The sequence below is a fragment of the Paenibacillus sp. HJGM_3 genome, from assembly GCF_045062745.1.
In the GTDB taxonomy this organism is placed as follows: Bacteria; Bacillota; Bacilli; order Paenibacillales; family NBRC-103111; genus Paenibacillus_AA.
On record NZ_JBJGED010000047.1, the window covers coordinates 1 to 13,179 of the forward strand.

At 55.5% G+C, this 13,179-nt stretch carries 13 protein-coding genes and 1 pseudogene; 6 read left to right on the plus strand and 8 right to left on the minus strand.

Features of this window, described 5'->3' with window-relative positions; all coding sequences use genetic code 11:
- Window positions 1-239 precede the first annotated feature (239 nt).
- Complete coding sequence (locus tag ACI5FR_RS32350) at window positions 240-752, plus strand: SRPBCC family protein (RefSeq protein WP_405462294.1); 513 nt, start codon at window positions 240-242, stop codon at window positions 750-752.
- Between the two features lie 95 nt (window positions 753-847).
- Here the strand turns inward: ACI5FR_RS32350 and ACI5FR_RS32355 are convergent, their stop codons facing one another.
- The 4 genes from ACI5FR_RS32355 to ACI5FR_RS32370 all read right to left on the minus strand — a co-directional run bounded on the left by ACI5FR_RS32355 (window position 848) and on the right by ACI5FR_RS32370 (window position 2,998).
- Window positions 848-1,294, minus strand: coding sequence for a GyrI-like domain-containing protein (locus ACI5FR_RS32355; RefSeq protein WP_405462296.1), 447 nt, complete (start codon window positions 1,292-1,294; stop codon window positions 848-850).
- A 40-nt stretch (window positions 1,295-1,334) separates the two neighbouring features.
- Window positions 1,335-1,721: a VOC family protein gene (locus ACI5FR_RS32360; protein WP_405462298.1), complete on the minus strand. Its 387-nt coding sequence runs from the start codon at window positions 1,719-1,721 to the stop codon at window positions 1,335-1,337.
- Window positions 1,722-1,784: 63 nt separating this feature from the next.
- Window positions 1,785-2,258: a DinB family protein gene (locus ACI5FR_RS32365; protein ID WP_405462300.1), complete on the minus strand. Its 474-nt coding sequence runs from the start codon at window positions 2,256-2,258 to the stop codon at window positions 1,785-1,787.
- Window positions 2,259-2,269: 11 nt separating this feature from the next.
- The gene (locus tag ACI5FR_RS32370) at window positions 2,270-2,998 is read right to left on the minus strand and encodes a class I SAM-dependent methyltransferase (RefSeq protein ID WP_405462302.1); all 729 of its coding nucleotides are present in this window, start codon (window positions 2,996-2,998) and stop codon (window positions 2,270-2,272) included.
- Between the two features lie 60 nt (window positions 2,999-3,058).
- Between ACI5FR_RS32370 and ACI5FR_RS32375 the strand changes: the two genes are divergently transcribed.
- On the plus strand, window positions 3,059-3,568 hold the full coding sequence (locus tag ACI5FR_RS32375) for a DinB family protein (protein ID WP_405462303.1): 510 nt from the start codon (window positions 3,059-3,061) through the stop codon (window positions 3,566-3,568).
- Between the two features lie 2 nt (window positions 3,569-3,570).
- On the opposite strand, the gene fabZ is transcribed toward ACI5FR_RS32375, so the two are convergent.
- The 3 genes and pseudogenes from fabZ to ACI5FR_RS32390 all read right to left on the minus strand — a co-directional run.
- A complete protein-coding gene (gene fabZ / locus ACI5FR_RS32380) occupies window positions 3,571-3,999 on the minus strand; it encodes a 3-hydroxyacyl-ACP dehydratase FabZ (protein WP_405462383.1) in 429 nt (142 codons plus the stop codon).
- 110 nt (window positions 4,000-4,109) lie between these two features.
- Window positions 4,110-7,625 (minus strand): Ig-like domain repeat protein, encoded by a 3,516-nt coding sequence (locus ACI5FR_RS32385; protein ID WP_405462386.1) that lies wholly within the window; start codon window positions 7,623-7,625, stop codon window positions 4,110-4,112.
- Between the two features lie 765 nt (window positions 7,626-8,390).
- Window positions 8,391-9,710: pseudogene (locus ACI5FR_RS32390) on the minus strand (hemoblobin-interacting domain-containing protein); the annotation flags it as partial.
- 443 nt (window positions 9,711-10,153) lie between these two features.
- Here ACI5FR_RS32390 and ACI5FR_RS32395 point away from each other — a divergent pair.
- The 3 genes from ACI5FR_RS32395 to ACI5FR_RS32405 are packed head-to-tail and all read left to right on the plus strand — an operon-like array spanning window position 10,154 to window position 11,875.
- Window positions 10,154-10,522, plus strand: a complete 369-nt coding sequence (locus ACI5FR_RS32395; protein ID WP_405462305.1) for a GntR family transcriptional regulator — start codon at window positions 10,154-10,156, stop codon at window positions 10,520-10,522.
- On the plus strand, window positions 10,519-11,220 hold the full coding sequence (locus ACI5FR_RS32400; protein ID WP_405462308.1) for an ABC transporter ATP-binding protein: 702 nt from the start codon (window positions 10,519-10,521) through the stop codon (window positions 11,218-11,220). Before ACI5FR_RS32395 ends, ACI5FR_RS32400 begins: the two co-directional genes overlap by 4 nt.
- Window positions 11,207-11,875, plus strand: coding sequence for an ABC-2 transporter permease (locus ACI5FR_RS32405; protein ID WP_405462310.1), 669 nt, complete (start codon window positions 11,207-11,209; stop codon window positions 11,873-11,875). Before ACI5FR_RS32400 ends, ACI5FR_RS32405 begins: the two co-directional genes overlap by 14 nt.
- A gap of 22 nt (window positions 11,876-11,897) precedes the next feature.
- Here ACI5FR_RS32405 and ACI5FR_RS32410 read toward each other — a convergent pair whose 3' ends face one another.
- A complete protein-coding gene (locus ACI5FR_RS32410) occupies window positions 11,898-12,716 on the minus strand; it encodes an HAD-IIA family hydrolase (RefSeq protein ID WP_405462312.1) in 819 nt (272 codons plus the stop codon).
- Window positions 12,717-12,824: 108 nt separating this feature from the next.
- Here ACI5FR_RS32410 and ACI5FR_RS32415 point away from each other — a divergent pair, with 108 nt between their 5' ends.
- Entirely contained in the window at window positions 12,825-13,163 is a 339-nt protein-coding gene (locus tag ACI5FR_RS32415; RefSeq protein ID WP_405462314.1) for a DUF1801 domain-containing protein, read from the plus strand.
- The last annotated feature ends 16 nt before the right edge of the window (window positions 13,164-13,179 follow it).

Here is a 13,179-nt window from a genome sequence, read left to right on the forward strand (position 1 = left end):
CCTGGCGATCCCGGGCTACGCCGTGCTGAAGGTTATCTGCACGCACCTGTTCCGTTGGTTCCAGGCGCGCTCCGGCTTGTATGAGGAACGGGCGTGATGGGGGAATTTCTCAAAAAATTATAATTGTATTCCTTTACAGGAATATTCCATATATGTTATATATTATAAAGTGAGCCCTATCACCCCAGTGAAATCGATCGATCACTCATCCCAACAATCATACTCAAGGAGGCTATCTGATGTCCGACTCTCAAGCTACCGAACACGCACTGGTTCTCTCCCGCGTCTTCAATGCCCCTCGCGAGCTCGTTTTCCAAGCGTGGACGGATCCCGAGCATCTGAAGCGCTGGTGGGGCCCCAAAGGCTTCACCCTGGACGTCGTCCAGCTGGACCTGCGTCCGGGCGGCATGTTCCTGGGCAGCCAGCGTTCCCCGGAGGGCCATGTCATGTGGGGGAAATTCGTGTATGAGGAGATCTCTCCTCCCGATAAGCTCGTCTATATCCAGTCGTTCTGCGATGCCGAAGGCAACACGATCCGCGCCCCGTTCAACGCCGACTGGCCGCTGGAGATCATCAACATCCTGACGCTGACCGAGCAGGACGGCCAGACGCTGCTCACCCTGCAGGGTGGTCCGATCAACGCCACCGAGCAGGAACGCGCGGCGTTCGAAGGCATGAGGCCAATGGTGGCTCAAGGGTTCACCGCCACGTTCGATCAATTGGCCCAACACTTGGCCAGCCAGCAGCAATAACAACGTCATTCAACGGAGAGGGGCCCTGCGGCCCCTTTTTGGCGTTCAAAAAGCTCCGCCCTTGTAAAAGAGCGGAGCCTGGTCGCGTCGCGGATTCAGGCCGTCCGAATCGGAACGTAGATCTCGGCGTTATACTTGCTTTCGGCCTGCCCGAACCGGAACACTTCCATGGAAAGCGTCCCGGCGTTCAGCTCCCATCCGTGCTCGGCTATGTACTTCTGGATCGTACTGTAGGGCTCGTCCTGGGGCTGCTTGATGCAAGCGTACGTGTTGGCCGGCAACCTGAAGGAGATCATCCCCTCCGGCTTCTCCGACGCATCCGACACCTCCATGCAGTAAATGTACGTGAACAACACCTCATTCGAAAAATGCAGGCAAACGTACTTCTCCGGATTCGCGGCATGAAGGATCTCGTCGCGTCTCTCCATGAAGGCGGATTGAACCGCTCCGATAGGGGACGGATCGCTATACGAACATGTGACCGGAAGCCCCACGAACTGCTTGCCCTCCAACTCCACGATCTCGACCGGTATGGTTTTCATTGGAATCGCTCCTTCCAAGTATGGTCTTCCATCCGTTCACTCACTTCTTCGGATCTTCGATCGCCCAGAGCCGGTTGCCGCTAGGATCATAGAACATCATGTCCCAGCCCCCTCCGCCGCCTCGTGCCAGATCACCAACGCGCGCCCCGTTCGCGATTAACTCCTCGCGCAGCCGCCGGATATCCGATGTGACGAATTGGATGCAGAAATGCGGATGGGCCTTATAGTCTCCGGCATACCAAATGCTAGACTCTTCCGGGTCCGGTTCATAAAGAAGCAGCTTTTGTCCCGAAGGCAGCTTCACTTGGGCAATGCCCATTTTGAAAACCAACTCACACCCCAATACCTTTACATACCAATCAATCGCACTGTCGTAATCCTCCACGGGGATGCCTATTACCGCTTCTCTAGCTGGGATGAAGTCCAATGGAACACCACCTTATAGGTTTTTAGGATAATTTTACCACATACCGAGCATTCTGGGTCGTGGTTATTCCCTAGCAGCATAGATTTTACGTCCGATCACATTGGCCGACACTGGTTGAAGACCAAGTTCTCGGGACCAGACCGACAACTGCCCTATATGATGAATTTCATGAGCAATGAGATGGCGTAAGATCTCGCCTTGTGCGTGGGCTTCTTCTGTCCACGGAACGTGAACCGGAAGATCCTCCTGGCGGGGATCCCAGGAATCCGAGAATGGTTCGATCTCGGACTGGCAGAGGGCTGATAATTCCCTCACCTGCTGTAGCGACGCATAGGCTTCGAGACGAATCGGTACATCTGACTTGCCCTGCATCCCTCGGATCCAACTATACTCGACATCCAGGATATGGACGAAAGTAGCCAGAATACCGCCAGCCCCTCCCACTCTCGGCCGCAGCAGTTCATCGTTCGAGAGCCGTTCGCACCAATCCAGCCATTCTTCCCGAACGATCCAATTGTAACGGAACCATCTGCTCATGTCTCTCATCGTTACCTTTTCTGGGCCTTCACGATTAGGAAATGCGGATTTTTGGACAACGGCTCCTCCCATCGCTTATACCATTCCGATGCCTGGGGATCCTTCGCGAAATCCGGGCTTGGCTGCGGCTCAACGATACGATCGATCACGAAGTGTTCGGCGGTTACGTTCACGATCTCTTGGAGCGGTCTCCGGTAGAAGGTCACCTCGACGATACCCGCCTCTTTTTTGTTCCAAGTATCCTTCAGCAGCTCATGAGCGAAATAATCCGGCCTGTCAAAGAGCTTAAAATCCGCAAAGGGATGATGGACCGAGTAGATGAACGTCCCCCCGGGCTTCAAGATTCGACGAAACTCCCGGAAGGTCGGCCCCCAATCGTCAAGATAATGCAGCGTCAACGAACTGACAATGAGATCGAACGAGTCGTTCTCGAGCGGAAGCGGCTCCGTCAGATCGCAAGCAAATACCGTCGCCTTCCCGTTCACGCGTCTCTTGCAGGCTTCCACCATCTCGGGGCTTAAATCGATCGCCGTCACGCTTGCTCCGAGCTTCATCAACCGCTCCGTATACCACCCTGCTGCGCAACCTGCATCCAAGGCGGATTGCCCCCGCATCTCGGTAGGCAGCATGTTCACCATGGCCGGCCGTTCGTAATAGGCGTTATGTCCGCTTTCGGTATCGACGTGCTTTTCGTAATCCAGGGCCATTTTATTATACGCTTCGAGTACTTTGTCCTTCATTCTCCGCCTCCGTTCTGCTACAATTAAGCTTCATAACGTCCAACAGGAGGTGCACCCGCCATGCATATCCCCAAACCGCAGGAAGGCGATTTCCCGCCGCACTTCGCTCCTTACCTCGACGCCGTTCCAGAAGAGGATCTGATCTTACTTCTCCAAAAGCAGGAGCAAGACCTTCTTTCGGTGTACTACACGTTCAGCGAAGAGAGGAGCTTGTACCGCTACAGCGAAGGCAAGTGGAGTCTCAAGGAAGTGCTCGGCCATATCCTCGATACGGAGCGCATCATGAATTATCGGCTGCTCGTCGCTGCCAGGAACGATCAAACTCCTCTGCCGCGACACCAGGAGCTCTATGTAACCGCCACTAACTTCGACCGTCGTCCTCTTAGCGAGCTGGTCGCCGAATTTCGCGCCGTCCGGGCTGCTACGATTGCGCTTGTACAGGGTCTCACTGAAGAGGAGCTGCTGCGGGCCTGTGTCCTGAACACCGCTCGGGCGACCGCGGCGGCGCTGGTGTACTTTATCGTCGGGCACGCCGTCCATCACCTGAATGTGGTTCGTGAGCGTTACTAGCGCTAGACCGCGCTTAACGCGAACATGATTTCTGCCTCACAGGCCGTTTCTCCGTCCACTTTGGCGGTGCCCTTCCCTTTCACGATCGAGCCTTTGGCCCGAGTGACTTCGAATTCCAGGATCAGCCGATCCCCCGGCGTCACTTGCCGCTTGAACCGGCAGTTATCGATCCCAGCCAGCAACCCGATCGTGTTGCGGCTCTCCTCCGGATTCGAGACGGCCAGCCCGCCTACTTGGGCTAAAGCTTCGACAATTAGCACACCAGGCATTACGGGATAATCCGGAAAATGGCCGGCAAAAAACGGTTCATTGAGGGTCACATTTTTGACGCCTACCGCACGTTTGCCGGCCTCGATCTCGATAATCCGATCTACTAGCAGAAAGGGATACCGATGAGGAATGCGTGCTTGGATCTGAGTAATGTTGAGCAGGGAGATTGCTCCTTTCGTTGATGGGATCGAACTTAGTTTACCAGAAAATCAGAATGAAGAATGAAAAAACGCGCTTCCTCTGCTGAGAGCAGAAGAAACGCGTTTCTTGCTTATTGGGTAAAAGTCGTGGAAGCCGATTCTACATCCGCCGACGCCCAATGCGTGAGCGAGACATCGGACCAAGTCGATTTCGTCACGCCCGACCGGTGCGGTCGATGGTACAGACGATTGAGCACGGTAACCGCCTCCGCCCGAGTCAATTGACCGTCGGGGTGGAACAGTCCGTCGGCGTAGCCCTGCATGAGGCTGATCGCCTGAACCTTGGCGATCGATGCTTCAGCCCAGTGGCCGGTCGAATCTGCGAAGACAGGCGCCTGTACAGGCGCGGTGGTCGAAGCCACTTCGGCCAGCGCAGCGGCGAGCTTCGCGAGCTCCGCGCGCGTGATGGGGGCGTCGGGGCGGAACACGCCGCCGTCATAGCCGTTCATGACGCCCGTGCTTTGCAGAGCGGCGATATAGCCGCTGGCCCAGTGGCTGGCCGGCACATCAGTATAAGCAGCCGTCGGAGCGGCTGGTACCGTCTGCTTCGAGTTACGTGCGAGGATCGCAGCAATCTCAGCGCGTGTGATTGGCGCTTCCGGACGGAATGTCCCGTCCTCGTAGCCAAAGATATATTTCTCGTACGTCATCGCCGGCTTTTGTACGCTGACTATTGTGAATGTACTGAACTTCTCAATCGTAATCTCGAGTCCGACCGGCTTGCCTGCTTTATCGTAGATGATGGTGCCGCGTTGCAGCGCCTTCTCCCCGTCACTATGCTCGATATAGACGCTGAGCCCGTCGAGGAAACGCTGCAGCTCCTGCGGATCGGTCGGGAGGTTGATGCCCGCCAGTGGGAATTCCACCTTCGTCGCGCGGCTGCTATAGTTCGTCTCGATCGTCATCGGCTTACCGACGACATCGACGTCGCCGCCTTGGGCGACCTGCTTCACTTGATCCGCCGTCACGGCGCGGTCTTCCGTTTGCTTCCGCTCCTCCGGCTTGTTGATCGGCACGATGCGGAAGAAGAAGTCTTTGTTGTCGCCGCTCAGCTTCTCCAGCGTATCCTGCGACAATGTGATCTTGACGTCCTTCGTGGCGATCTCGAGTGTAACGTCGCTGTCTTTCAGCTTACCAATGGTGCTCTTCGGCAAGTCGACCTTCACTTCGTCCGCCGGGTTATTGGGCAGATCGTCGATGACGATGCGTGTGACGGTCTGGCCGGCAGCGAGCGCTTTGTTGATCGATTCTTCCGCTTTCTTCTCATCGAACTTCACCGTGTCGACCTGCAGGCCGTTCTCGGTGCTGCGGGTAATATCGACCTTCGCCGCCACCGATTGGTTATCGCCTACGACGACATCCACTTGTCTGGTTCCGGTTGTCGGAACGGTTGGTGCCGGATTGGAGCCTGTGCTAGGGGCCGCTTCCCGGTTCACCACCACGGTGTAGGTCAACGGGGTCCCGTCCTGAGCCGTCACCTTCACGACAATCGTGTTCGGGCCTTCCTGCAGGGAGAGGCTGTGCGATGCCGCTCCGGAGGCGACAGCCACGTCATTCACAGTCAAAGTGGCGTACACGCTATTCGTGACCGAGGTTACCTGAACCGCCGATACGTCGTAACCAACCGAAGCGGTATAGTTCAAATTGCCCGCTGTGAAAGCTGGTCTGAGGGCGATCGGCGTCCCGCTCGCATCCGCCGTTTTCAAACTCAATCCGCTAAGCTGGGCATCCGGCGAGCCGGAACGAGTTACATCCACAGTGTAGGGCCATGGGTAATTGTTCTGTGCCACTACTTTTACCTCAATCGGATTCAAACCGACATTCAGGTTAATACTCGAGCTGGCCAGCCCGCTCTGGGCTCCGACACCATTCACTAGAATGGTCGCGTATTCATCCTCAGCCGTGGCTAGAATCTGGACTCTATCGACGTTATTAGGGACGGTCGCTTCATAATACAATCTCTCCGCTTCGAAGGCGGGTTTAAGCGGAATGGTCGACGATCCCGCCAACAGCGCCAATCCACTCAGCGCCGCATTGTTCCGCTCCAACACGGTCCATGCAAATGGGGTTGGCGTCAACCCGGGAGTAAACGCTGAGTCCCCGGAATACATGGCTAAAATCATATGGGTTCCGAGGGATAAAGTAGAGCTCATGTAGATAGCTTTCCCTTCCCCATCAAGCTCGCTTTCGCCCAATTCCAGACTGCCTTCAAAGAATTTTACCGTACCGCTTGGCACACCGCGTCCATAGACGGCTGCGGTGACAGTAGCGGTAATTGTCGCCGGACGTCCATAAACCGCCTGGGTGACCGTAGACAAAGTCACAATCGTAGGAGCCGGTAAAATGTTGATTGGGTTGCTCGGTGTATCGTTACTTCCATGGATCCCGGCCCCCAGATAGTTAGCCCAGATGTTGTGAGCTCCTACCGACAGGTCGAATGTTGTCCACTGAGCCTCCCCTTGTGCATTCAGTGTTGCAGTTCCCAGCGTAGTGCTTCCTTCCTTGAACTCCACCGTGCCGCTCGGCACCCCGCCGATCTCTACTACCGGCGTTACCAGCACGTTGTACGTAACAGGCTGACCATAGACGGCAGAATTTACCGAGCTCGTCAACATCAGTTGGGTGCCAATCCTACTGTAAACCGTAACGGTTGTTGCGGAGGAGTTACCGGAGGAAAATACAGAATCCCCGCTGTACTGGGCGGTTATGGTGTGACTGCCTTCCGGAAGCGCCGTCGTTGTGAGCGAGGCCGTACCATTCGTCAGGGCAACTGGGCCACCCAGCACTATTGTGCCGTCCTTGAATGTAATCGTTCCGGTCGCCTGTCCTGGCGTCACCGCTGCCGTAAGTGTGACCGGGGCTCCGTACACTGTCTGGATGACCGTACTAGTCAATGTCACATTCGTAGGAACGGGATTGATGTTGATCGAGATGCTCGATGTGTCGTTCCCGCCATGGATATCGGCCCCCAGATAGTTAGCCCAGATGTTGTGAGCTCCTACCGATAGGTCGGCTGTTGTCCACTGGGCCACCCCTTGTGCATTCAGTGTTGCCGTTCCCAGCGTCGTGCTCCCTTCCTTAAACTCCACCGTGCCGGTCGGCACCCCGCCAATTAGCGTCACCGGCGTTACTTGGACCGTGTACGTGACAGGCTGCCCATACACGGCCGAGCTCACCGAGCTCGTTAACGTCAGTTGGGTGCCGATCCTGGTGTAGACCGTAACGGTTTTCGCGGACGAGTTGCCGGAAGCGAACACGGAATCCCCGCTGTACAGGGCGGTTATGCTGCGGCTGCCTTTCGGCAGCGCCGTCGTCGTGAGCGAGGCGGTACCGTTCGTCAGGGCGACCGGGTCTCCCAACACGGTTGCGCCGTCTTTAAATGTAATCGTTCCGGCAGGAGTTCCATCATCCGCTGCCCCTGGTGTTACCGTTACGGTGAACGTGACTGAATTCCCGTATACCGCCTCCGACACGGAGCTTCCCAAATTGACCGTGACAGGCTTCGCAAACTTCATTTTCGGGTACTGTCCCGCTAGGAAGTTCCATTTGTCCGTGCTCCAGGTGGCGTAGGTATCAGGAGATTTCATCTCTCCCGTCGTCTTTTTGCCCTGCTCACCACCTGAATTATCACCAATGGCCTGCGCCTGCGTTGTGGTACCAGTGTCCCAATAGGAGTCACTAATTGTAACATCACTGGGATACGATCTGCCAATCAGCCCGCCTTTCACGGGGGCATCCGTTCCCGTTGCAAGAACCTTTCCTACAGCGTAGGATCGAAAGATTGCTCCTTCTCTACCGGTTAAATGAATATGGCCAACTAAACCTCCGACATCAGAGACCCCTCTCACCTCGACATCGGAGTAACTATCCGCGATCTCCCAACCTGGGCCGCTTACGTAGCCCACAAGTCCACCTGCAAGGGCATAGTTAGTGTCAGTGGACTCGATTAAACCGCTCGCGCCAACATGATCCAATTTTCCACGATTCAGGCTGCCGACAATACTTCCTAAGGAATTCGTACCTCTAATATTAACATGGGTTGCCATCAAATTCTTTACAGTCCCAGCCACGCCGCCGAATAGTCCAAGATACGAGGAGGAAGGTCTGTTTATAGTTAAATTGGTAATCTCGTGACCCTGCCCGTCTAAGATGCCTGCGAAATTGTATGGCTTCCAGCCCGCTCCGTTCTCATTGGCCGAGTACTCCGTTAAATCCAAATCGGCCACCAGCTTGTAGTACGTATCCGTTGTGCTGGGTCTATTGCGAATCTCACTAAGTTGTCCCGGAGTCCGGATCTCATAAGGAGACGTCGATGTGCCATCGCCGGCCATCTGAGCTATCGTGACGTTCATGGGCATTGAAGCGGATGTAGAAGCGTGATGCGAAGCATCACCCACATATTCCGCTGAAATATTCCGTGTTCCCATCATAAACGCGCCCGTCCAAGAGGCTTCCCCGTTTGCATCGAGGGGTATGGATTTGAACGCAATCCCGTTGTCTTTGAACTTCAAAACACCGGTAGGTCGGATGTCACGGACTTCAGGTATGACATCAGCGGTGACGGTAGCCGTTATCGTAGCATATTCCGTCTCGGCTCCTTGACGAATCGACAAAGTCATCATGGTTTGAAATTTATCGACCGTTTGCGGTACCGTCGCATCTGCGTAGCCGGTTGCTTGAATTCGGATATCATAGCTTCCCTGTACCAAGCGATTGGACTTGATGACCAATTGCCCTGCACTAAGTGTATAATCTTCGGGTGTGTTCAATGTGATAGTGGTCACTACGTTATTCTCGTTCACACTTGCGCTGACTGCGGTCACATGGCTCCGCCATGCCGGGTCGTCCTGGAACGTGATGGTTAAGTCTAGCCCGGTAACGTTGTTCGTCATATCTGCTGTTAGTACCGGAGACGGAATTGGAATTAGCTGCACGACTTCGACGTCTTGGAACGAGGGTACCGAAATTATTATCGTATTTACGCCGTATTGGAGTATGCTGTCTGTTTCCTTGCCTAAAATCTTGAACTCTCCTTGGACAGTTGTGTCATATTCCGTTGGCTGAAGCACAAACTCCCCCGCGCTATTCCGAACTTTGACCGTGGGAGGAATCATTGAAAACATGCCCTGCCAACCCACAGAATCCTGAAATGTAAGAATGATATCTTCTGAGGGGCTGAGAACGGTTGGATCTGGAGTCAGCTCCGGTGGAGCATATCCCAGTATCATTTGTGAGACCGTAGCATCCGTATAACCCGACACCTTTACATGAACCTCATTCACTCCAAACTGGAAGCCGCAAAAAGATGAGATGGTCAGTTTCCCTGAGGTAAAGGCGTAACAACTGGAGCCATGAGCGATCTGGGCGGACCCCATGCCGCCACTATCTATTATCTCAATATAGCCACTCTGAGCGAACGCCTCCTCCCAAGCCAGAACAGGTGTAAATGTCAGCTCGATATCCTGATCGATTGCATTGTTCGTCGTGTCCGCCGTCAAGGTAGGCGGAGTAAGTGGTGTAGGTTGCGCGAAGCTCAACTGAGGCGTGACCCCAATTAGCGCTATTAGCATAAATAGCATCACAACCGCAGACCCGAATAGATCTCTCCTTTTTCTCCATTTGCTCATCAAGGTTTCTACTCTCCTAATTAGAAATTTGCGCACAACACACATTTGCCATGCCCATAGACCTAATTATAAAGTCGAAAACTGACAAATCCCTTACAAAAGACCTAATGAAACCACGAGAGGGAAAACCTCCCCCTCTTCCAGCGTCATTGCCCCAATTCAGCCCCTACAGAGGGAAAACCTCCCTCTTTTCCCAACAAATCGACCAAAAATCGGGCAAAATGCCGGAATGAGAGGGAGGTTTTCCCTCACACCATTTGGATTTGGACGTTTCCAGACGAAAGAGGGGGAGGTTTTCCCTCTTGCAACTCCGTTACCCGCTCCCCGCCGCCTTTACCGCCCCTGCCCTCCCGTCTATCCACACCCCCGCGAACCGCTGCCCCCACAAAAACCGATGAAAAAACTCTATTGCTCCCACCATCCTCATGTGTTACCGTATTAATTAACTAATACAGAGATACAGTTTTAGCGAGAGACGGGAGATCGCAATGGAATTTCATACCCGAGAACCGGTGTACACCCAAATCATCGAAGACTTCAGGATCAAGATCATCAACGGCACATACGCGCCCGGTCAGGAAATCCCCTCCCGCCGTGAGCTGGCGAAGCAGCTGGGCGTCAATCCCAACACGATCCAGCGGGCGTACCGGGAGATGGAGGATACCCATCTGGTCGTCACCCATCGGGGGCAAGGCAGCTATGTCACGAGCGACTGGACCGTCATCGAAGCGCTGCGGCAGGAAGCCCTCGACACGGCGGTCCGCCGGAGCATCGAGCTGCTGCGTTCTTTCGGACAACCGGACGAGAAGATCCTGAAGTTGATCCATACCTACATGAAGCAGGGGGAGCCGCAATGATCCAAGTGGAGCACGCTATAAAATCATTCGGGAGCAAGCGCGCCCTGGACGATCTGTCCTTCACCGCGGAGGAAGGGCGCATCGTTGGCCTGCTCGGGACGAACGGCGCCGGCAAATCGACGGTGCTCAAGGCCGTCGCCGGGTTGCTGCGCTTGGACGAAGGCCGCGTCACGATCGATGGGAAGCCGCCCGGACTCGATTCCAGGAAGGCCCTCTCCTACCTCCCTGATAACCAGGCTTGGTATACGTGGATGAAGCTGTCCGACGCGATGACATACATGGCGGATATGTATGTAGACTGGGACCGGGACAAAGCCCGGCACTTGGCCGAGTTCCTCGAGCTCCGTCCGGACATGCGCATCCAGAGCGCATCCAAGGGCACGCGCGCCAAGATGAACCTGCTCCTGGCCCTGAGCCGGCAGTCGAAATACGTGCTGCTCGACGAGCCGTTCTCGGGAATCGATCCGTTCGCCCGGAAGCAGATCGCGCAAGCGATCGTAGAGGATTTTATGGAGGAGGGCCAATCGATCCTGATCACGACTCAAGAGGTGTCGGAGGTCGAGACGATGCTGGACGGCGTGCTGATCGTGCACGACGGCCGGCTGCTCCTGGAAGGGGACGTCGAGACGCTGAGGCTGGAACGGAACCAGTCGCTCTTCGAGATTTGGAAGGAGGTGTACGATCATGCACGCATTTAGCCGTCTGCTCAAGACCGACCTGCGCAACCGGAGAACCGCCCTATGGATGACTCTGACGACGCTCGTCCTGCTGCATGGCGGGTTCGTCTCGATTCCCTATTTTACAGAAACGCCCCCCTACCCCCTCATCCTGAATATGAACGTCATCCTGTTCGTGGTCGCTCTGTCCCTGCCGTTCCTGCACGCGTTCAACATCTGGCTGGAGGAGTGGCGGCATAACACCGTCTTCCGGTTGCTGTCCTTGCCGGTGCACCGTACGAAGCTGCTGCTGGCCAAATATGCGGCGATCGTCATCGAGGTGCTGCTGATCACGGGCGTGATGCTGCTCGGCCTAAGCGTGCAGAATGGGTTGGCGGACGGGCAGCTGTTCCGGTCCGAGCCGCTCTTGACGTGGGGTTGGTCGACGGTCGCGTTTGTGTTCTCGCTTCTTCTGCTCATGTCCGGCCTCATCTTCCTGATTTTCTTTAGCGTCCTGTTAGGCCGAAGCGCAGGACGCTGGCCGTTCCTGACAACCTTCCTCAGCTTCGTTGCCGGACTTGCCATTTCCAGCTTCGCGTTTGCTCTCGTTCCCTCTACGGTTGTACTAGCCGTTCTTGGGCTTGCGTTCTTCTGGGGATGCTTCTATTGGCTCGAGCAAAAAACCGGCATCGCCTGACACCGGTTCTTGAAGAGGGGGGCTATTCGGAAAACCCTTTGTACAACGCCAGCAGCTCTAGCATGTCGAGGACGACCAGGTTCGGAGTTGGCTCCTCCGCACCGCCGCCTACTTGCTGAATCGGATCGAGACCTCGGATCCACACCGTGCTCATCCCCGCCCCGCGGCCGCCGGCGATGTCGGTGTTCAAGTTATCCCCCACCATCACGCACTGCTCCGGATCCGCTCCGAAAAGCCTCATGGCATATTGGAACAGATGCGGCTCCGGCTTGCCTACCGTCTCCATCGGTTTACCCGTAATGGCGGCCACGGCAGCCGCGAGCGCCCCCGTCTCCGGCACCCGGCGTCCCCCGGGTCCGGGATGCCACATGTCCGGATTGGCCGTGACGATTCGAGCCCCACGCTTTTCCTGCTCGACGATCGCCTGCAACTTGTCGAATGTGAACTCCGTGTCCCGCCCGATGACGATAATGTCGGCCGTCTGGACCGCATCCAGCTGGATCGTCCGATGTCCCTGCCCCTCGATCGCCCGCTCCAGGCTCTCCGAGCCGGCCACCATAACGGTGCTAACCCCGTAGCGCTTCCGTATGTAGCGGCCGACGGCATCCGTAGCGGGGAAGATCTGATCCGGCGCCAGGTCGAATCCCATCCACGCCAGCTTCTCGGCAATTTCGCCCGGTGATTGTCGGGAATTATTCGTTACACAGGCAACTTGCTTCCCGTCCCTCTGCAGCAGCTCCAGCAATTCCTGCGCCCCAGGAGCCGGTTGATCCGTATGATAGAGACAGCCGTCCAGATCGAACAGCCACCCTTTTTTGTCCCGTAGTTCTGCACTCAGCATCCTTGATCGACCCCCTATTTGAAAATAACCGAAATATTCCTTTACAGGAATATTCCTATTGTGGTATATATTAAGTATACTAACTAATTGGAAGGAGCCCCATTATCCATGAATCCGGAAGTTACCGCCTTTATCGAAGCCCTTAACCTCCCTTGGCAGGTCGAGCTCAGCAATCGTCTCCGCGAGATGGTGCATCAGTCCATCCCCGGGGTAGACGAGCGTATTCAGTACAAGAAGCCCCATTTTCTGAAAAACGGCAAATATGCCGCCGTCATCACGCCCTCCAAGGACTCCATAGCGTTCATGATCTTCAATACGACCGAGATCGACGTGCCGAAGGGGTGGGACGGTCCGCCCGAGCGCAAATGGATCAAAATCAAGGAAGGGCAAACGCCTGATTATGAGCTGTTGTCCAAGCTCCTCGTCCAGGCTTCGAGCACTCTATAAACTCTTCTGGTTCCAA